This window comes from Eubacteriaceae bacterium Marseille-Q4139, assembly GCA_018223415.1.
Lineage (GTDB): Bacteria > Bacillota > Clostridia > Lachnospirales > Lachnospiraceae > CABSIM01.
Map to the genome: position 1 here is coordinate 573,113 of JAGTTQ010000001.1, position 19,660 is coordinate 592,772.

Here is a 19,660-nt window from a genome sequence, read left to right on the forward strand (position 1 = left end):
GGAAAGAATGCCCGGCAGCTTTTTTATTCAAACCGCACAATCTCTTTTTTCAGCCGCTTCATGATCTTCTTTTCCAGCCTTGAAATATAGGACTGGGAAATTCCCATCAGATCTGCCACCTCCTTTTGGGTCATCTCCATGCCGTCGGAATTCTTAAGGCCGAACCGCAGCTCCACAATCTGCTTCTCCCTGGGGTTTAAATGCTCGATGGCATTGTTTAAAAGCTGCTTTTCGATCTCGTCCTCCATGCCCTTATAGATCACATCCTCGTCGGTTCCGAGAATGTCCGAGAGAAGAAGCTCGTTCCCGTCCCAGTCCACGTTTAAGGGCTCGTCGATGGACACCTCCAGCCGGGTCTTGCTGGTGCGCCTCAAATACATCAGGATCTCGTTTTCGATGCAGCGGGAGGCGTAGGTGGCAAGCTTGATATTCTTCTCCGGATTAAAGGTGTTGATGGCCTTGATAAGCCCGATGGTGCCGATGGAGATCAGATCCTCGACGCCGACGCTGGTATTGTCAAACTTCTTGGCTATGTACACCACAAGGCGGAGATTATGCTCGATCAGGCTGGCCTTGGCCTCCTTCTCTCCCTCCGTCCCGAAACAGTCAAGGGCCCTCTTCTCCTCCTCGGCCGAAAGCGGTGCAGGAAGGATATCCGCCCCTCCGATATAATAAACCTCGCCCTGGTTCTGCATGAGGACGGTCTTTAAGGTCGCCGTCTTTTTAAGCTTAAACCTGCCCGGAACCGAAACTTTTATAATCATGTAAACCCTCCTTTTGCGCCTGCTCTCCGCAGGCCATTCTTTATGAGGAAATCAACGCCTCCGGAAGAAGCATCGTAAAATCCCCGTTTTCGGAAAGCGGCGCCTTCACCACGGCCACCACCGGCTTCGTGATCTCGAACTGCCTCTCCCCCGTAAATATCTCCATTTTTTCAAACACAATCCCCGGCAGCACCCCGGATTCCGTCCCGACTGCCCGGTAGGGGATAAAAAGAAGTGATGCCACACTCTCACAGAAGCCGCGGCAGTCCACGTAGGAAATCACACTGACCGGCTTTCCCGTGACCGGCTCAAAAAGCCGGTTCCCGGAATCACAGAGCGCCCGGAATTCCCGCATATTCCCCTTGTAATAGAGCCTCACGAGAAGCCGTGCCTTCCCGCGTCCCGTCCGCTCCCGCCAGATTCCCAAAAGGAGGCCTGCGCCCCAGGAAAAAGCCCCAAGGGAGACGGCCGCCCAGGAATCCGGCAGATAAAAGAACTGCTTAAGAAACGTCATGGCCCCCGCCATGAAAGCGCATGCCCCGGCCAGCAGAAAATCAGCCTTGAGAATCGCTCTGAACCCCTTAAGACAAAATGTGAAGGCCGTCATCGCGCTTCCAATACCGGCCACCGTCAGGGCCAGCTCCAAAGGAAGCGGAAAGACCGGGAACACCGTGACAAAACACGTCCATATTCCTGCAAAGGATGCCGCGGCGGCTGCCCTTAACGGTTTAAACGGCCATCCGGCCATGGCCGATAAAAGATAAAGGGCCAGAAAGCTTCCGCAGACCTCCGAAAGAAAAAGCACATCGACATAAAGTTCATATTCCACCGGTGCTTCTCCCCCCCCGTTTCCTGCCGCCGATCTCGTGACAGAGCCTATTATAGCCGGGCGGTGCGGAAGAATTTGTCAAAACGGCAGACCTTTCCCTGTTTTTTCATCGCCTTTTTCCACCCTTTTTCTGCCTGCAAATGTAGACGGGCTGCGGCGAATAAAATGGCCTGTTCCGGGGCTTTTTCTCCAAAAGGGCAAACGGCACCTGTCGTTTTTTCAGGAAACGGCCGGCAAGAAAAGAAACGGATCCTGCGGAAATTTGAAAGATAAAAGACGGGTCTGTTTTTGATACGCAAAAAAGACATGCCTGCGGCACGAAAGAATTTTCAAACAAAAACAACTTGGATATAAAAAAGAAAAAAGACAAGGGTGCTGCGGACGCAGCACCCTGAAGAATCAAAAGATCAGATTATCTGCGGTTCTTTAAGAAATCCGGAATGTTGATCTGGGTCTCTTTGTTTGCCGGGCGGTACACCGGAGTCGTGTTCGGAATGTTGAAGCGCGGCGCTGCGGCGGCTGCCTCACCTGCGGCCGGATTTGCCGGGGACGCCGGTCTTGCCGGGGCTGCGGCCGGTTTCTGAGCCGATGCCGGCATCTTCTGCTTGTAGGACGTGAAGTCCTTCATAGCGCGCTCCACCGGCGTATTGGCGCCGTGGGCATCAAGGCCTGTTGCGATAACGGTGATCGTCGCCTCGTCCTCTGCGGACTCATCGTACATGGCACCGAAGATGATGTTGGCCTCGTCGCCAGCCAGCTCCTGAACGTAGCTTGCGGCCTCGTTGGCCTCGATCAGGCTGATATCGCCGGAAATGTTGATAATCACATGGGACGCACCCTCGATGGTAGTCTCAAGAAGCGGGCTGGATACGGCCTGCTTCACAGCCTCTAAGGCCTTCTCGTCGCCTTTGGCCTTTCCGATTCCGATATGGGCAATGCCCTTGTCGGTCATGACGGTCTGGACGTCTGCGAAGTCCAGGTTGATAAGGCCTGGTACGTTGATTAAGTCGGTGATTCCCTGGACAGCCTGCTGAAGAACCTCATCGGCCTTCTTTAAGGCATCCGGCATGGAAGTCCGCCTGTCGACAATCTCAAGGAGACGGTCGTTGGGGATCACAATCAGCGTGTCAACGGCATTCTTTAAATTCTCAATCCCCTCTAAGGCATTGTTCATACGCTGCTTTGCCTCGAAACGGAACGGCTTTGTCACAACGCCGACGGTTAAAATTCCCATGTCCTTGGCAATCCTTGCAATGACGGGAGCCGCGCCGGTACCGGTACCGCCGCCCATACCGCAGGTAACAAAGACCATATCGGAGCCCTTCATGGCCTGTGCAAGCTCCTCCTGGCTCTCCTCAGCGGCTTTCTCGCCGATCTCCGGCTTCGCGCCGGCGCCAAGTCCCTTCGTCAGCTTCTCGCCGATCTGCATGGCCGTCGGGGCCTTACAGAACTGAAGCGCCTGCTTGTCCGTATTGATCCCGATGAATTCTACTCCCATAATGTTCTCTTCCACCATGCGGTTTACCGCATTGTTTCCGGCGCCGCCGACGCCGATCACCAGGATCCTTGCGGCATTTTCCGTCTCATTTATCTTAATCTCCAACAAGACTGCTTCCTCCTTTATTTCCTCTATTTCTTCTTTCCAGGCCGACCGGGCGATGCCGGACGGAGATCCTAATTTTCAGTCTGCATACAACTAGTCCAATTTAATCTACCATATATCATATTTGATTTTCAGGAAAATATCAACTATTATTTTTATAAATTTACACCTGGAAATATCTTCCTGAAGCGGCACCTTAATTCTTCTTAAAGGTATAGGTCGGGTTCGTGTTGGCCTCGTCGTAGGTGTCGAGATAAAGCGTTCCCGAAAGCCCGGAAAGCTCCGGCAGGATGCCCTTTAACTCCGTCACCTTGCCGTCCAGGTTCTCGCTTCCGCCAAGCTCCACCGTGATGTCCCCGACGGACAGGTTGGCGTTCCCGAAGGAGTCGAAGTCGATCTTGTCCACCTTCACCTCGTTGATGGAGAGAACCTGGGTCAGGTTTAAGATCCTTCCGAAAATCTCTCCGTCCGGGTCATTTTTTACTTCTAAAGGCTCATAGAGCAGGATTTTCCCGTACTCCAACCCCGTCACCCAGGGAACCCCGGGAAGCTGTTCTCCGGAGCTTTCCACGATGATGCCGTCCTTGTCGAAATACATGTAGCTGCTCATGCTGGACACATAGCCGACAACGCTCTTTTCAAACACCACCACTTCCACATGGGTGGGGCTCTTGAACTCTACCTTATATTCCTCAATGAACGGAATGGATTTATGCTCCCGGAACTGGCTTTCATAATAGCAGTAGGCCGAATTCCGGGACCACTTTCCGTCAAAGATCAGGTTAATAATCTGTTCCTCCGTATATTGCCTGTTCCCTGTGACGTCAATCTTCGTGACGCGCACGGCCAGAAAAAGCACCGCCGCCAGAAGGAGCACGCCTGCCAGGATCCCAAGCACGATGACGGGCTTTCCGCCCCGCCTTCTCCGTCTGTATCCTCTTCTTCTCCTCATCCGATTCCACCTGTATTCATAGATTCAACTCCAAAACGTCTGCTCCCAAAAGTGCAAGGTCGCGGCAGATATCCTCATATCCCCGCTTCACATGGCCCATGTCCGTGACGATGCTTAAGCCATCCGCCGCAAGTGCCAGAAGAAGGAGCGCCGCCCCGCCGCGAAGATCCGGCGCACGCGCCACGGCAGGCATAAGCGGGTACTGTCCCGTAACCTTTGCCGTCTGGCTCTCTAACGCGAGCCTGGCTCCGAAAAGCCGCATCTGCCTGGCGGCCTCGAACCGGGCTTCAAAAACCGTCTCCTCGATCCGGCTCTCCCCGGCCGCCATGCATGCCGCCGCCAGAAACGGCGACTGAAGATCCGTCGGGAAGCCGGGATACGGCCCTGTCCGCAGGGAAAACCCCGAAGGCCGCTTTTTCATCTTAAGGCGGATCTCCTTTCCGCCTTCCGACACGGAAATCTCTGCCCCCATCTTCCGAAAGACGGATAACGGCGCGGAAAGCTCCGCCGCCAAAACGCCCTCCACGGCCACATCCCCCAGTCCGCAGACACCGGCCGCCAGATATGTCCCGGCCGCAATCCGGTCTGCTCCCAGGTCAAATTCACACGGGGAAAGGGACGGCATGCCCCGAATTATGAGGGTACTCGTTCCGGCCCCGCTTATGTCGGCGCCCATGGCCGCAAGGAAACGGCAGAGCTCCGAAATTTCCGGTTCCCTGGCGCAGTTTTTAAGTACCGTCGTCCCGTCTGCCAGAACAGCCGCCGTCACGGCATTTTCCGTGGCTCCCACACTTGGCACACGAAACGAAATTTCTGCCCCGCGAAGGCGTCCGGCCTGGGCTAAGATCATGCCGCCGGCCTCGTGGATCTCTGCTCCCAGGGCCCTCAATGCATAAAGATGCAGGTCGATGGGGCGTTTCCCAAGAACGCAGCCGCCGGGATAGTAGGTGACGGCCTCACCGCACCTGGAAAGAAGCGGCCCGAGCACCATGACCGAGGAGCGCATCTTCCCCACAAATTCCTCCGGGATCCGCACCTCGTCCACAGCCGACGTATCCATCACAAGGACACCGTCTGCCAGGGAGCATTGACACCCCAGGGCTTCCAGGATTTCCATCATGCAGAACACGTCCGCAATGGCCGGGACTCTGCGGATCACCGTCGTCCCCTTCGCCAAGAACGCGGCCGCCATCATCGGAAGCACGGCATTCTTGGAACCCTGAACCTTAATTTTACCGCAAAGGGGCAAAAGCCCCCGGACCTGTACAGCAGACACGCGGATCCCCCCATGAAAGACTATACAGTATCCTATGTATGAAAACAGGAAATGGTTCCTATTTTTCCAGTTTGATCTGATTGGAGACGCTTAGGACAATGCCCATCTCCAGCATTAAAAACAGCACCGACGTACCGCCGTAGCTGATGAACGGAAGCGTGATTCCCGTGTTGGGGATCACGTTCGTAACGACCGCAATGTTTAAAATAACCTGGATCGCAATGTGGGCCAAAACGCCGATTACCAGCATGGCACCGAAGAGATCCGGCGCGTTTCCGGAGATCAGCATGAACCGGTAAATCATGAATAAGAAGATTAAGATCACCGACACAGCCCCGAAAAGTCCCAGCTCCTCACAGATGACAGAGAAAATCATGTCGTTCTGCGGCTCCGGGAGGAAAGAAAGCTTCTGGATGCTCTGGCCCAGGCCCTTGCCTAAAAGGCCGCCGGAGCCGATGGCGTAAAGTCCCTGGAGCACCTGGTAGCCGCCGTCCTGGGGATAGCTCTCCGGGCTCTTCCAGACCAGGATACGGCTTAACTGATAATCATGAAGGATGCCTGCGCTCTCTAAGGCCATCGCCACCGGGGGCGCAAAGGCCATAGCCGCCGCAGCCAAAAGCACGCATGTCACAAACGGCCATTTCTTTTTGCAGGCGATAAACATCATCACAAAGGCAATGCCGCAGATGATGATACCGGAGCTTAAGTTGTTCATCGTGACGAGCAGGGCCAGAGGCAGAAGCAGCACCGCCATGATGCCCCAGGAGCGCCATTCGTCCACCTTTTTCCCGAGACGCGTAATCATCACGGCCATAACCAGGATCACCGTCACTTTTACAAGCTCCGCCGGCTGGAAGCTGGCAGATCCCACGCCGAGCCAGCGCTTCTTTCCGTTGGCCTCAATGCCCAGCGGCGTGAAGTTTACGAGAATGACGCAGACATAGGAAACCACAATGGCCGGTATCGTAAATTTTGCAAAAAAGTGGTAGTCCATCTTGGAAACCACCAGCATGGCGAGAAAGCCTGCCAGGGCAATCTTTCCCTGGCGCTCCATATAATAAGAAGGCGGCCGTCCGTCCAGCTGCGCGCTGTACGAGCTGGAGCTGTAAATCATAATCAGCCCGAATACAGTCAGGAAAATGATCGTAAAAAGCAGACTGTAATCATAAAACCTGCGCGGCTTCTTCTTTTTTTTCCTACCGGCCGTTTCTGCCATGATCCACCTCCTGACTCCTGCTTTTACAGGTTATTGACGCATTCCTTGAAAATCCGTCCCCGCTCCTCGTAGTTCTTAAACATGCCCCAGCTTGCACATGCCGGGGACAGCAGCACATAGTCTCCCATGTTTGCGTAGGAGGCGCAGACCTGGACGGCCTCCTGCATGTCTTCGGCGTACATGATGTCCGTCATGCCGTGCTTCTTGGCACACTCGGCAATCTTGTCGCGGGTCTGGCCGATGAGCACCAGATAGCGAACTTTTCCGTCGAAGCTCTCAATCCACTCGTCGTATTCCGAGTGCTTGTCGTAGCCGCCGGCGATTAAAAGCGTCGGGCCCGGCATGGCTTTTATGGCCTGAATGGCCGCATCCGGGTTCGTCCCCTTGGAATCGTTGTAGTAGGTGACGCCGAACCGTTCCCTGACAAACTCGATCCGGTGCTCCACCGCCTTGAACTCCCGGCAGGCCTCGCGGATCTCGTCTAAGGTCACGCCCAACTGAAGGGCGATGGCGACGGCCGTCATGACGTTTTCGTGGTTGTGGCCGCCGATAATCTGGAGCTCGTTCACGTCGATGACCGGCTCTTCCTTCCTGTCATGGCGCCATACGATCATGTCTCCGTCCATATAAATGCCGGAATCCAGCTTTTCCTGCCTGCTGAAATAGACAACCTTGCATTTTAACGCGGTGCCGAATTCCCTTAAAATCGGATCGTCATAATTTAAAACGCAGCAGTCCTCCTCGGTCTGGTTGCGGGTGATGCCCTCCTTCACCTGGATATAGCCCTCCATGGTTTTATGGCGGTCCAGATGATCGGGCGTAATGTTGGTAATGGCAGAGACGTTGGGGTGGAAGTCCATAATAGTCTCAAGCTGGAAGCTGGAGACCTCGGCCACGGTTACGGATTCCTCCGTCGTCTCTCTTGCGTGGGCCGTGTAGGGCTCGCCGATGTTCCCGACAACAAACACGCTCTCATAATGCTTCTTCATGATTTCGCCGGTGAGAGCCGTCGTCGTGGTTTTCCCGTTGGTGCCGGTGATGGCCGCAAGCTTTCCAAGGGAGCAGTGGTACGCCAGCTCGATTTCACTCCAGATCGGAATCTTCGCCTCATCTAAAACTGCCACAAACGGCGCGTCCAGAGGGATGCCCGGACTTATGACGCAGAGCTCGATGCCCGTCAGGTCTAATTTCTTAAGCTCTCCCAAAAGGACTGTTACCTTCGCGTCCTTTTCAAAATTTTTCAAAAGCTTTTCTTCCGAAAGCTTGTCGTTCCCGTCATATAAAACAACCTCGCCGCCCTGCAAAAGGAGCAGCTTTGCCGCGGCAATCCCGCTGATTCCCGTTCCCGCAACTAATACCTTCTGTCCCATGGTTTTTCCTCCTATAATCCTAAGTAAGCAATCAGGCAAAGGATTGCCGTAACCGTCGAAAAGACTGCAACCACACGCGTCTCCGACCATCCGCAAAGCTCAAAGTGATGGTGGATCGGCGCCATTTTAAAGATCCGCTTTCCGCCGGTCTTCTTAAAATACGTCACCTGGATGATGACCGAAAGAACCTCCACCAGGTAGATAAGCCCCACAAGCGCGATGAAAATCGGCATCTGCATCATGAAGGCGCTGGAGGCCACGAAGCCGCCGAGGGCCAGAGAGCCGGTGTCGCCCATGAATACCCGCGCCGGGTAGACGTTGAATAAGAGGAAGCCCAAAAGGCTCCCGACGACAGCGCCGGTGATGGGGCTGATGCCGCTCTTTTCCCCGAGGGCCACCACCGTAAAGAACGTGGCCACGAGGATTGTCACGCTTGTGCAGAGGCCGTCTAAGCCGTCGGTGAAGTTGACGCCGTTGTCGGTGCCAAGCATGATAAAGAAAAGGGCCGGGATGAACAGCCATCCCAGATCCAGATAATATCCGTTTTCAAAGCCGCCGGTAAACGGGATTAACATCGCCGTTCCCACCTCTTTGGACGTCACGAGATAGTAGGCGAAAATCCCCGTAATCACGATCTGGCCCAAGAGCTTCTGTTTCGGGTTTAAGCCCTCCGACCGCTTCATGACGATCTTGATATAGTCGTCTAAGAAGCCGATGATCCCGAAGCCGACGGTCACAAAAAGAACCGGGATGATCTTCGGGTAGTCCCTGATGTAAAAAAGCGATGTGATCACGATTCCGGTCAGAATGATCAGGCCGCCCATGGTAGGCGTCCCCTGTTTTTTTAAATGGGCCTCCGGGCCGTCCGTCCGCACCTGCTGGCCGAATTTCAGCCTGTGAAGGAACGGGATCACGACGGGGCATAAGGCCGCGCTGATTGCAAATGCTATTATAATCGCAAGAATCGTCTCATTTACCATGCTGCACCTCTATCTCTTATGTAATTTGGTCTTTCCGGCAGATGCGCGGGCACAACTCGACCAATTTTAGCATTAAGGTTAGTATAAGTCCTTTTAGGCGAATAATCAACCGTAAGATTTTCGGATTCAAATTTCCAGATAAGGCAGAATATTTTCAAAGATATCTGCAATCACCGGCGCCGCGATGGTTCCGCCGTAATAGACGCCCACCGGCTCGTCGATGGTGATTAAGGCGATGACCTGCGGGTCATCGGCCGGCGCAAAGCCTAAAAACGAGGAAATGTATTTTTTCCTGCTTCTCGGAAGCTTTTCCGATGTGGCCGTCTTTCCGCCGACTTTATAGCCCGCCACCTGGGCCCGCTTTCCGCTGCCCTCCGCCACCACCTGCTCTAAAATATAGCGCATGGTTTCGCTTGTCTCTTCGGATACGACGCCCTCTTCCACCGGATAGGAAAATTTTGTGACGGATGTTCCGTCGGCGCTTTCCGCCTTTACGGCCAGGTGGGGCGTGATCCGGTTTCCGCCGTTTATAATGGAGGAAGCCGTCGTCACAAGCTGGATCGGCGTAATCTGGAAGGACTGGCCGAAGGAGACGGTTGCCAGCTCCACAAGTCCCATGTTTTCCTTCTTGTGCATGATCGTTCCGGCTTCCCCGGGAAGGTCGATGCCGGTCTTTTTAAGAAGGCCGAACTGCTCGAAATATTTGTACATGCCGTCGACGCCGAGGCGCTGTCCCACGTCGATGAAGACGGGGTTGCAGGAGTTCATGGCCCCCTGAAGGAAGGTCTCCGCGCCGTGTCCGCCTACCTTGTGGCAGCGGATTTTCCGGTCCTCCACGATCCGGAAGCCCGGGCAAGAAAACTGGTCGGTAAGCTTTACGACGCCCTGTTCCAGCCCGGCCGCCGCCGTGATGATTTTAAAGGTGGAGCCAGGTTCATACGTGTCGTTGATGCAGCGGTTCCGCCACATCTGGTTTAAAAGCTCCTGTTTTTCCTCGGCCGTCTCATAGACACTTCCCTCTGCTAGGGCAAAGGGATCGTTTAAGTCAAATTCCGGGGCGTTTACCATGGCGTAAATCTCCCCGTTCTGCGGATTCATGATGATAATGGAGACGGCGTTTGCGCCTTTTTCTTCCATGACCTTATAGGCCGCCTGTTCGGCGTATTTCTGGATGTTGACGTCAAGGCTCAAGGTCAGCGTATCGCCGGCCACCGGCTCCAGCCGTTCCTCCGCCGCGTAGGGAAGCTCCACGCCTCTCGCATCGGAGAGGGTTAAAATTAAGCCGTCCCTTCCTTTTAAATACTCCTCGTACATGACCTCCAGGCCGATGATTCCCTGGTTGTCGGCGCCCGTAAAGCCAAGCACCTTCGACGCCATGCTCTCATATGGATAATAGCGTTTGTAATCCTCGTCAACCTTTACGCCGGAAAGGCCGTAGCCGCGGATGGCATCGCCGGTCTCCTTGGCGACATTGGTCTTTATGATCTCCCTGGATGAGCGTTTTTCCACCTTTTTCCGCACATCTTCCTCGGACAGGCCAAGTTCCGCACAGAGCATTTCAATGACGCGCTCCGGTTCTGTCACCTGGCTGTGGACGACGGAAACTGTGCAGACCGTCCGGTTGGCGGCAATCACCGTCCCGTTTCGATCCAGGATTTCACCTCTGGCCGCCTTGATGGTGCGCTCCCTCCGGTGGAGGTCGTCGGCCATCTCGCTGTAATGCTCGGAACGGAAAATCATCAGATAACCGAGCTGTCCCATGAGGCCGGCCATCAGGGCGGCAGAAAACAGGAAAACCACAAGAAGCTTTTTCCTGTGATGGGTCAGAAACGATGCCATGCTGTCACATCCTGCTGCATGTCTTGTTATTCATTATATTGAAAAAACGCAGGATTATGAGTGGTTGTTTCAGGGAAGAAACAGACGCCTCGCTTTTTCTATCCGGCTGCCAATTTCTTCATAAAACGGCTCCGGATACGGTTCAAAGTAAAATTTCTTTAAAATGTACATGTTGACGGCCTTTTCCGCCTGCTCATTTCCGCTTTCCCTCACGGCAGCCGCCATGTCCTTTAAAAAGTAATGCCATTCGCTTATGAAGCTGTCATAGGCTTCCGGCTCCGGCGTGTCGATCCATTTCTTAACACGGATCTTTGCGCGTCCAGGCTTTTTGCACTCATGGACCTGGAGAAAATAGGAAAAGCTCCTGTTTTCATAAAGGCGCCCCAACGGGAACAGCCGGCAGATCCCCGGGCGGAAGGCATGGATGCTGCACCTGCCTTCGCCGTTTAAAAACGGGCATGCCTCGCCCTCGCCGGACATGGCAAGGTTCGGAAGGATGATCCCGTCCACCACATGAAGCTCCAGACTGCTCTTTAAGAGCGTCTCAAAATCTGTTTGAAGCCCCATACAGAGCCTGTGGACGTCGAGGGGATCCAGGACAATGGATGCGCCCATCCCCCTGCAACAGGCAGAGCAGCCTGCACATCCTGCACAGTCTGCTCTTACCAAATCGTCCAGGCCGTAGAGCTTTCCGTCTGATATTTCTTTCAGCTCAACCTGTCTTTCCATATGTGTTTCCTCTTTGCCAAATCAAGTCTCGTTGTCTGTTTCTGATGGGGCCTGGGACGTCTCGCTCCCGTCCGCCCCTGCGCCTCCCGGCACCGAATCGCCTGGCCCCGGATTCTCCATGGACTCCACGTTTCCCTCCGACGGAAGGATCGTTCCCATGCCGGCCATGCTGTCGGGAAGGCCGAAGCCGTCCTCTCCCATGACGACCTCATCATCCGTCTGGGGTGCTGATGCCTCCGGGAGTGTCTCGCCGTTTTCGTCGGTCTGCGGTTCCGAGGGTTCCGAAGCGTCTGTCTCTCCCTCCGGTTCCGTGCTGCCGCCCGGCTCCAGGCCGCCCTCGTTGTTGTTTGTGATGCCTTCCTCCTGTCCGGACAGGTTCTCGTCCACGGCGCCTTCCACTTCCGTATCCGGGAAGATATTCATATAAGGAAGGATTTCCTCCATAACCTTCTGGAAAATCTCCGTAGCGAAGGTGCTGTGGGCCTGTTCCTTGCCAGGCAGGTTCGGCGTATCGACGACGACATAAACTAACACCTGCGGGTCGTCGGCCGGCGCAAAGCCTGCAAAGGACAGCAGGTAATTGTTGGCCGATCTCGGAAGCTTCTGGGCAGTACCCGTCTTTCCGCCGATCTTGTAGCCGGCGACGCGGCCTGCTTTTCCTGTTCCCTCATCGCTCTCTACCGTCTGGAACATGGCTTCGCGGATGAAGTCGCTGGTGGCCTGGGACACGGTTTCCCGCACCAGGTTCGGTTCTATTTTCTTTACGACGGCTCCCTGTTCATTTAAGATCTGCTTCGCCACATGGGGCTCGTAGTAGGAGCCGCCGTTGATGATCGAAGAGAGGGCTGCCGCCATCTGGATCATGGTACAGTTGTAGGTCTGGCCGAAGGAGCTGCACGCCAGATCCGTAGGGCTCATGTTGTCGGCCGTATAGATGAGGCCGGCAGTGTCGGCCTCGCCGGGAAGGTCGATGCCTGTCTTCTGCCCAAGGCCGAAAAGCTTCTGGTACTTTGCGAACCGCTCCGTGCCCAGCATGGCCGACATCTGCATCATGGCGTCGTTGCAGGACTTCATCAGGGAGTGCTCCACATCCAGCGGCCCATGGCCGTAGATATTGGAGCATTTGATCCGATAGCCGCCCACATCGTAGCCGCCGTCGCAGACAAAGACCGTATTCTGGCTGATGATTCCCTCCTCCAGGCAGGCCGCCACCGTCATGGGCTTGGCCGGAGAGCCTGGCTCATAGGAGTCGTTGACGCAGAAGTTCCGCCACATCTGGTTCCATGCCTCAAGCTCTTCCTCCTCGGTCATGGCGGCGATTTCCGCCTCCGAGTACATGGTGCTTAAGTTCCTCGGATCGTTTAAGTCGAACCGGCGGTTGGAAGCCATGGCCAGGATTTCCCCGTTGTTGGGATCCATCACGAGAATGGCGGCAGTCTGGCTTCCGATGCCGTCCATCCACTCGTCGATGTATTTTTCCGTAATTTTCTGGATGTTGACGTCAATGGTGGAAACGATGGTATTGCCGTTTTCCGGGGATTTGATGACCCGCTCCATGTTGGATTCATCGTCTAAGTAGCCGTATTCCCTGCCGTTGTTCCCGATGAGCTGGTCGTTGTAATACTGCTCGATTCCGCCGCTTCCCTGGGTGCTGTTGTCAAAGGCGAAACCGATCACATTGCAGGCCAGGGAATCGTAAGGATACACGCGCCGGTATTCGTCCTCGAACCAGACGCCTTTGACGTGGTTCGAGCTCTTTTCCGCGGCAAACGCGGCATTCATCTCATCTTCCTTCGCCTCGAAGGCCTCCTTTTCGTCGGCCGAAAGCTGTCTGGCGTAGCGGATATAGTAGGAATTCGGGTTTTCGTTGATGGCCGCAAGAAGCTCTGTCCTGTCATACCCGAACACGTCGCAGAGAGCCGTCACCGTCGGCTCCAGGTATTTTTCCGGGCTTTTGTTGATCTGGTTGGGATCCAGGATCAGGTTATAGACCTTCTCGCTGGTGGCTAAATACGTCCCGTTCCTGTCCACGATATCGCCGCGCCGGTAGGGGATCGTCCTGCTGTCATAGGAGGAGTGCTGGTTCAAGACAAGCTGTGTGTACTCCTCGTTGTTCTCGTTGATGATGTTGTAAATCACAGCCACAAGGCCAAATAAAGCCAGCGTAATTACGAGAACCGTAACCGCCAGCTTTTCCTGCATGTACCTTGTGAAAATTTTTTTCGTGCTACCGTTCCGGGATGTCTTCATATTGTCTTACATACTCGCTTTCCGTCTTCTCATACAGCCGGACCTGATCTTTGTTTGCATAGACCATGCCGAGCTCTTCTGTCGCTACTTTGTAGACATAGTCCAGATCCACGGACGTATTGATCCTAGTCTCCAGGGCGTCGTTGTCGTTCTTTAATGTCTCGATCTGACGCTCCAGGCTCTCGATGTTTGCAAGCCTGGCCGCGACGGACGACTGAAGGTTCAAGTAACTGATGCAGAGGTAAAGGGCGCAGATAGCCGCAATCGTCAGTCCGACTACGAACGGAAGATCCATCTGGAGAGCTCTCTCCCTGTTTCTTCTGACTGTAACGGTATGGCTTAAGCTGCGTTCCCTGATCTTCTTTTCCCGGCGCACATCGCGCTCCGGCGCCGTAAGCTGTCTTGCCGCGCTGCCCTGTATGTATTCTACTTTTGCTGCCTGTGTCCGGCGGCTCCTTGCTGCTGCCATACAATCTTCATCCCTTTCTATTCAGAATCGCCGCGTTCAAAAACACGAAGCTTCGAGCTTTTGGAACGCCTGTTCTCGGTTATCTCCTCGTCACCTGGCACAATCGGCTTTTTCGTGATGACCTTTCCCCTGCTCTTTCTCCCGCACACGCAGACCGGGAAGTCCGGCGGGCAGATGCAGGGATTTTCGTTGGTGCGAAACCTCGTCTTCACGATCCGGTCCTCTAGGGAGTGGAACGTGATGATGGAGAGGCGTCCGCCCGGGTTTAACAGGCCGATCATCGTGTCGATGGACTCGTTTAAGACTTCAAGCTCCTGGTTCAACTCGATCCGGAGCGCCTGGAAGGTGCGCTTGGCCGGATGGCCGCCTTCGGCCCGCATTTTGGCCGGGATCGCGGCTTTTATGATCTCCACAAGCTGATCCGTCGTCTCGATCCGCCCTGTCTTTCGTGCCTGCACAATATGTTTTGCAATGTTTTTTGCGAATTTTTCTTCTCCGTAGTCGCGGATGACACGGTACAGCTCCATCTCCCCGTAGTCGTTTACGATGTCTGCCGCCGTTTTTTCGTTCCTCTGGTCCATCCGCATGTCCAGAGGGGCATTTTCCCGATAGGTGAATCCCCTGTTTACCGTGTCCAGCTGGTAGGAGGAAACACCTAAGTCGAGATAAATACCGTCTGCCTTCTGAATCCTTAATCCTTCGAGGACTTCCCGGATATTCCGGTAATTGCTCCTCACTATCGTAACTTTATCCTTGTAATCCTTTAACCGTTCTGTGGCCGCCGCGATGGCATCCGCATCCTGGTCGATGCCGATGATCCGGCCCGAAGGCCCGAGCCGCTTTGCCACTTCGTAAGCATGTCCGCCTCCGCCCAGGGTGCCGTCCACATAAATGCCGTCCGGCTTTATGTTCAGGCTGTCCACGGTTTCGTTGAGGAGAACTGATCTGTGTTCAAATGTCATATTCCAAGACCTTCCATATTCTCAGCAATTTCTTCCATATCGTCATAGACGTTCTTTTCCGCCCACAGCGACTTGTTCCAGATTTCAATGCGCCGCCCGACGCCAACCAATACGACGTCCTTTTCAAGCTTTGCAAATTCCCGGAGAACGGCCGGGATCAGGATCCGTCCCTGCCTGTCCACTTCGCAGGCGCTGGCTCCCGCTAAGAAAAACCTTGTGAATTTCCTGGCATTGGCATTTGTAAGAGGAAGTGCGTGGAGCTTTTCTTCAAAGGATTTCCATTCGGAATTTTCGTACAGGAAGAGACACCCGTCCAGTCCCTTCGTCACAACGAATTCCTCGCCCAACTGCTCCCGGAACCTGGAAGGGACAATCAGACGGCCTTTTGCATCTATCGTGTGACTGTACTCTCCAATGAACATCCTTTCCTCCTGGTACACTGACGCGCCATGGGACACCACTTTCATCCCATTTGGCACCACTTTACCCCACTTTCCACCACTTCTTGTTACCAGTTTAGTACATTTGAAAGGAAATAGCAAGGAATTTTTTCGTTTTTTTTAAAGGAAACAGGGGCTCTGGAAAGAATTTCCAGAACCCCCGCTTCAGGCCGTCTGACGTAAAAAGGCAGCCGAAAATCCCCACTTTTCCGGCTGCCACCACATCTATTATTCTTTTAATATCCTGCTACAATATATTGTTCTATCAGGCGGTCCAGCTCCACGCTGCGCTGATAAATGGTCTCGTACTTATCTTTCGTATCAATACTTTCGTTCAGTGCCTTCCGTGCCTTTTCGATTCGAGCAATCAACTCTTCTTTTGATTCCTTCATTAAGCTACTTCCTCACTTTCCTGTACGACCTTCCGGCGTCCCCGCCAAAGCATAAAGAGGGAAACTGCCGCTGCCACCACTGAGAGGAGCTGTGAAACTGCAAGAGAGGTGCCGGGGATCAGAAGCTGGTCTGTCCTGAGCCCCTCGATCCATGCACGTCCGATCCCGTATCCGGCCAGGTAGATCCACAAAATCTCCCCAGTAAACTTTTTTCGCCTCCTATACCAGAGTATAAACAACAAAAGCCCAAGATTCCACACGGATTCATAGAGGAACGTCGGATGGACCTGTATGTATTCCACCCCGTCTTCCAGGATCAGATGATCCAGCAAATCCTGGGAAATCATCGTTTCATTGACGATGCTGCGCTTTATACGCATTGCAAATAAAGAGTCGGTATAGCCGCCGAAGGCCTCGCAGTTTACGAAGTTGCCCCAACGGCCGATGATCTGCCCTGTTACAAGTCCTATGCACCCGGTGTCAGCCATGGAAAAAAATGACACCCTGCGCTTTTTCGCAAAGACGATCAGCGTGATCACCGCAGCGATCACTCCCCCATAAATTGCCAGTCCTCCTTTCCTCAGGTTGATGATTTCTGCCAGATGTTCCTTATAGTATGCCCACTGGAACACCACATAGTAAAGCCTTGCTCCTATAATGGAAAAGAACACAGCGTAAATGGCAAAATCCAGATAGAGATCCGGATCCTGGCCCCGGCGCTTTGCATCCGCCTGCGCCATGAAAAGACCCGCGATGATGCCGATCCCTATAATCAGGCCATAGTAGGCGAAGGAAATCCCTCCTATTGAGAAGCTTTTTACCATATTCTGAATTGAAATTCCAAGATGAACGAAAGTTATGTCTGCTCCTGCTGTCATGCGTTCTCTCCTTCTAAATCGTTTGCGACTCCTATTTTACTCCGAAATACTACAAAAAGCAAACGAATTCGAGTGACAGGCCTCCCCTTTTTTCGACAAGGCCCCATATTCCGGCCTGTTGACTTTCCGCTCCGCTGCTTTTATACTGGAATTATCATATTTTATGGGGAGGTTGACTTCTATGGGAATTGAAATGTATCTGGAGGGGCTCGACCATTATAAGGAAGAAATGACTGCAAGGCGGCGGGATTTCCATGCACATCCTGAGACGGGCTGGAAGGAATTCCGGACGACGGCGAAGATCATCGAGGCTCTGGAAGGGGCCGGGATCCCGGTCAAATACGGCCATGAGATCATAAACCGCGGCTACCTCTGGTCCTATCCGACGGAAGAGGAAATCGAGGCTGCCAGGAAGCGTGCCGAAGAACAAGGGGCAGATCCCGGTATTCTGGAAAAAATGGGGACGTTTACCGGCGCCTGCGCCGTCATCGAAACGGGGCGGCCGGGGCCTGTGGTTGCGCTCCGGTTCGACATCGACGCCAACGACGTGACGGAGAGCCAATCGCCTGACCGCCAGCCGGTGAGGGAACACTTCTGTTCCATGAATCCCGGCGCCATGCATGCCTGCGGCCACGACGGACATGCCTCCATGGGAATCGCCGTCTGCCAGGCCTTAAACGAGCGGAAGGATCAGCTTAAGGGCACCATAAAGGTTATTTTCCAGCCGGCCGAGGAAGGCGTCCGCGGCGCCCAGTCCATCGCAGAGGGCGGAATCCTGGACGATGTGGACATTTTCCTCACGAGCCATCTGGGAATGGGCGCCAAAACCGGCGAGCTGGTGGCGCTCTCCAAAGGCTTTTTATCCACAAGAAAGGCGGACGCCGTGTTCCATGGCCTTTCTGCCCATGCCGGCGCATCGCCTCAGGACGGGAAGAACGCCATTCTCGCGGCCTGCGCGGCCACTCTCGCCATGCATACGGCCTGCCAGGACTCCCGCGGTGCCTCCCGCATCAACGTGGGGACGATCCATGGCGGAAGCGGACGGAACGTGGTGGCCGATACGGCTGTACTCCAGCTTGAAACCCGCGGCGAAACCACGGAAATCGAGGCCGCTGTCTATGAACGGGCATGCCGCTCCATTGAAGGCGCCGCCGCCATGTTCGGCTGCACGTCTTCTATTGAAATTAAAGGAAGCGCCTCCAGCGCCGACAGCGACAAAGAACTGGAAACGTACATTGCGGCCGGTGCGGCCCATGTGCCGGAAATCACCAGGTATATCCCGGAATCCGGTTTTTCCGGCTCCGAGGACGCCGCTTATCTGATGGCGCGGGTGCAGGCCCACGGCGGAAAGGCTGCCTACATGTGCATCGGCTCCAACATTGCAGCGCCGCACCACAATGATTCCTTTAACATTGACGAGCGGTCGCTTTTCATCGGTTTAAAGCTTTATCTGGCTGTTCTGTGGGAGATCTTGTCATAAAACCCTTTTCTTTCGGGATATTTTGTGATATGCTGAATGCCGGGCGCCGCTTCTTTTCGCGGCGCCTGAACGAATGCACCAGGAAAGGATATGTGCCATGAAATTAGGAATCGTTGGCCTTCCCAACGTAGGGAAGAGTACCTTGTTTAACTCTCTGACAAAGGCCGGCGCCGAGTCCGCCAATTATCCGTTCTGCACCATCGACCCCAACGTGGGCGTCGTGCCGGTTCCGGACTTCCGCTTAAAGCTTTTGACAGACCTCTATAATTCGGAAAAAACTACGCCTGCCGTCATCGAATTCGTCGACATCGCAGGCCTCGTAAAGGGCGCCTCCAAGGGCGAGGGCCTTGGGAACCAGTTCCTCTCCAACATCCGCGAGGTGGATGCCGTCGTCCATGTTGTGCGCTGCTTTGACGATCCCAATGTCATCCATGTGGACGGGAGCGTCGATCCCCTCCGTGACATCGAGACCATCGACCTGGAACTGATTTTTTCCGACATCGAAATTCTCGAGAGGCGGATCTCCAAAACTGCAAAGAGCGCCACGGCCAACAAGTCCCTGGCAAAGGAAGTCGAGATTTTAAGGGCGTTAAAGGCCCATCTGGAAGATGGGAAGCTTGCAAGAAGCTATGAGCCGGCCGATGAGGACGAGGCTTCCTTCATCAGCACCTTAAATCTTCTGACCTGGAAGCCGGTGATTTTTGCTGCCAACGTAGGCGAGGCGGATCTGGCCGACGACGGGGCAAACAATCCCTATGTCAGCAAGGTTAAGGAGTTCGCCGCGGCAAACGGCAGCGAGGTCTTCGTCATCTGTGCCCAGATCGAGCAGGAAATCGCAGAGCTTGACGAGGATGAAAAGAAGATGTTTTTGGAAGAGCTGGGCCTTAAGGAATCCGGCCTGGAAAAGCTCATCGCCGCCAGCTACCGCATTCTCGGACTCATCAGCTACCTGACGGCCGGGGAAAAGGAGACACGCGCCTGGACCATCAAGGTCGGCACCAAGGCGCCCCAGGCTGCCGGAAAGATCCACTCGGATTTCGAGCGCGGCTTTATCAAGGCCGAGGTTGTGAATTATCAGGATCTTCTGGACTGCGGCTCTTACACGGCCGCGAAGGAAAAGGGACTTGTGCGGATTGAAGGAAAGGATTATGTGGTGAAGGACGGGGATGTTGTGCTTTTCCGGTTTAACGTCTAAGACCTGTTTTTTGTCCATAAATCTAAGTTTTTGGGG

General features: G+C 54.3%; 19 protein-coding genes. 2 read left to right on the forward strand and 17 right to left on the reverse strand.

The features are described 5' to 3' along the window. Positions 1-23: 23 nt before the first annotated feature. The 17 genes from sigE to lgt form a co-directional block, all read right to left on the reverse strand. The gene (sigE, locus tag KE531_02780; protein ID MBR9952553.1) at positions 24-764 is read right to left on the reverse strand and encodes an RNA polymerase sporulation sigma factor SigE; all 741 of its coding nucleotides are present in this window, start codon (positions 762-764) and stop codon (positions 24-26) included. 40 nt (positions 765-804) lie between these two features. After that, a complete protein-coding gene (locus tag KE531_02785) occupies positions 805-1,593 on the reverse strand; it encodes a sigma-E processing peptidase SpoIIGA (protein MBR9952554.1) in 789 nt (262 codons plus the stop codon). 50 nt (positions 1,594-1,643) lie between these two features. Beyond that, complete coding sequence (locus KE531_02790; GenBank protein ID MBR9952555.1) at positions 1,644-1,892, reverse strand: hypothetical protein; 249 nt, start codon at positions 1,890-1,892, stop codon at positions 1,644-1,646. Positions 1,893-2,005: 113 nt separating this feature from the next. Beyond that, the gene (gene ftsZ, locus KE531_02795) at positions 2,006-3,199 is read right to left on the reverse strand and encodes a cell division protein FtsZ (GenBank protein ID MBR9952556.1); all 1,194 of its coding nucleotides are present in this window, start codon (positions 3,197-3,199) and stop codon (positions 2,006-2,008) included. Between the two features lie 193 nt (positions 3,200-3,392). Beyond that, positions 3,393-4,097 (reverse strand): cell division protein FtsQ, encoded by a 705-nt coding sequence (locus KE531_02800; protein MBR9952557.1) that lies wholly within the window; start codon positions 4,095-4,097, stop codon positions 3,393-3,395. A gap of 67 nt (positions 4,098-4,164) precedes the next feature. Beyond that, positions 4,165-5,424, reverse strand: a complete 1,260-nt coding sequence (murA, locus tag KE531_02805) for a UDP-N-acetylglucosamine 1-carboxyvinyltransferase (protein MBR9952558.1) — start codon at positions 5,422-5,424, stop codon at positions 4,165-4,167. A gap of 58 nt (positions 5,425-5,482) precedes the next feature. Continuing rightward, positions 5,483-6,640: an FtsW/RodA/SpoVE family cell cycle protein gene (locus KE531_02810; protein MBR9952559.1), complete on the reverse strand. Its 1,158-nt coding sequence runs from the start codon at positions 6,638-6,640 to the stop codon at positions 5,483-5,485. A gap of 23 nt (positions 6,641-6,663) precedes the next feature. After that, positions 6,664-8,010, reverse strand: a complete 1,347-nt coding sequence (locus tag KE531_02815) for a UDP-N-acetylmuramoyl-L-alanine--D-glutamate ligase (GenBank protein MBR9952560.1) — start codon at positions 8,008-8,010, stop codon at positions 6,664-6,666. A gap of 11 nt (positions 8,011-8,021) precedes the next feature. Beyond that, on the reverse strand, positions 8,022-8,990 hold the full coding sequence (gene mraY / locus KE531_02820) for a phospho-N-acetylmuramoyl-pentapeptide-transferase (GenBank protein MBR9952561.1): 969 nt from the start codon (positions 8,988-8,990) through the stop codon (positions 8,022-8,024). A 126-nt stretch (positions 8,991-9,116) separates the two neighbouring features. Further along, complete coding sequence (locus tag KE531_02825; GenBank protein ID MBR9952562.1) at positions 9,117-10,829, reverse strand: peptidoglycan glycosyltransferase; 1,713 nt, start codon at positions 10,827-10,829, stop codon at positions 9,117-9,119. A 69-nt stretch (positions 10,830-10,898) separates the two neighbouring features. Continuing rightward, positions 10,899-11,558 (reverse strand): YkgJ family cysteine cluster protein, encoded by a 660-nt coding sequence (locus tag KE531_02830; GenBank protein ID MBR9952563.1) that lies wholly within the window; start codon positions 11,556-11,558, stop codon positions 10,899-10,901. Between the two features lie 21 nt (positions 11,559-11,579). Then, positions 11,580-13,808: a penicillin-binding protein 2 gene (locus KE531_02835; protein ID MBR9952564.1), complete on the reverse strand. Its 2,229-nt coding sequence runs from the start codon at positions 13,806-13,808 to the stop codon at positions 11,580-11,582. Then, positions 13,786-14,277, reverse strand: coding sequence for a septum formation initiator family protein (locus KE531_02840; protein MBR9952565.1), 492 nt, complete (start codon positions 14,275-14,277; stop codon positions 13,786-13,788). The genes KE531_02835 and KE531_02840 overlap by 23 nt, the downstream gene beginning before the upstream one ends. A gap of 17 nt (positions 14,278-14,294) precedes the next feature. Further along, entirely contained in the window at positions 14,295-15,239 is a 945-nt protein-coding gene (rsmH, locus tag KE531_02845) for a 16S rRNA (cytosine(1402)-N(4))-methyltransferase RsmH (protein MBR9952566.1), read from the reverse strand. Beyond that, positions 15,236-15,661, reverse strand: a complete 426-nt coding sequence (gene mraZ, locus KE531_02850) for a division/cell wall cluster transcriptional repressor MraZ (protein MBR9952567.1) — start codon at positions 15,659-15,661, stop codon at positions 15,236-15,238. The genes rsmH and mraZ overlap by 4 nt, the downstream gene beginning before the upstream one ends. A 254-nt stretch (positions 15,662-15,915) precedes the next feature. Beyond that, positions 15,916-16,071, reverse strand: a complete 156-nt coding sequence (locus tag KE531_02855; protein MBR9952568.1) for an aspartyl-phosphate phosphatase Spo0E family protein — start codon at positions 16,069-16,071, stop codon at positions 15,916-15,918. Then, complete coding sequence (gene lgt / locus KE531_02860) at positions 16,071-16,949, reverse strand: prolipoprotein diacylglyceryl transferase (GenBank protein MBR9952569.1); 879 nt, start codon at positions 16,947-16,949, stop codon at positions 16,071-16,073. The genes KE531_02855 and lgt overlap by 1 nt, the downstream gene beginning before the upstream one ends. A gap of 181 nt (positions 16,950-17,130) precedes the next feature. Between lgt and KE531_02865 the strand changes: the two genes are divergently transcribed. Further along, positions 17,131-18,429: an amidohydrolase gene (locus tag KE531_02865; protein MBR9952570.1), complete on the forward strand. Its 1,299-nt coding sequence runs from the start codon at positions 17,131-17,133 to the stop codon at positions 18,427-18,429. A 97-nt stretch (positions 18,430-18,526) separates the two neighbouring features. Continuing rightward, a complete protein-coding gene (ychF, locus tag KE531_02870) occupies positions 18,527-19,624 on the forward strand; it encodes a redox-regulated ATPase YchF (protein ID MBR9952571.1) in 1,098 nt (365 codons plus the stop codon). Positions 19,625-19,660 lie beyond the last annotated feature (36 nt).

Coding starts and splice junctions, on each gene's coding strand:
- KE531_02865 (MBR9952570.1), top strand. CDS start 17,131: ATGGGAATTGAAATGTATCTGGAGGGGCTCGACCATTATAAGGAAGAA.
- mraY (MBR9952561.1), bottom strand. CDS start 8,990: ATGGTAAATGAGACGATTCTTGCGATTATAATAGCATTTGCAATCAGC.
- ychF (MBR9952571.1), top strand. CDS start 18,527: ATGAAATTAGGAATCGTTGGCCTTCCCAACGTAGGGAAGAGTACCTTG.
- KE531_02825 (MBR9952562.1), bottom strand. CDS start 10,829: ATGGCATCGTTTCTGACCCATCACAGGAAAAAGCTTCTTGTGGTTTTC.
- rsmH (MBR9952566.1), bottom strand. CDS start 15,239: ATGACATTTGAACACAGATCAGTTCTCCTCAACGAAACCGTGGACAGC.
- KE531_02810 (MBR9952559.1), bottom strand. CDS start 6,640: ATGGCAGAAACGGCCGGTAGGAAAAAAAAGAAGAAGCCGCGCAGGTTT.
- KE531_02815 (MBR9952560.1), bottom strand. CDS start 8,010: ATGGGACAGAAGGTATTAGTTGCGGGAACGGGAATCAGCGGGATTGCC.
- KE531_02830 (MBR9952563.1), bottom strand. CDS start 11,558: ATGGAAAGACAGGTTGAGCTGAAAGAAATATCAGACGGAAAGCTCTAC.
- sigE (MBR9952553.1), bottom strand. CDS start 764: ATGATTATAAAAGTTTCGGTTCCGGGCAGGTTTAAGCTTAAAAAGACG.
- KE531_02835 (MBR9952564.1), bottom strand. CDS start 13,808: ATGAAGACATCCCGGAACGGTAGCACGAAAAAAATTTTCACAAGGTAC.
- KE531_02855 (MBR9952568.1), bottom strand. CDS start 16,071: ATGAAGGAATCAAAAGAAGAGTTGATTGCTCGAATCGAAAAGGCACGG.
- lgt (MBR9952569.1), bottom strand. CDS start 16,949: ATGACAGCAGGAGCAGACATAACTTTCGTTCATCTTGGAATTTCAATT.
- KE531_02840 (MBR9952565.1), bottom strand. CDS start 14,277: ATGGCAGCAGCAAGGAGCCGCCGGACACAGGCAGCAAAAGTAGAATAC.
- mraZ (MBR9952567.1), bottom strand. CDS start 15,661: ATGTTCATTGGAGAGTACAGTCACACGATAGATGCAAAAGGCCGTCTG.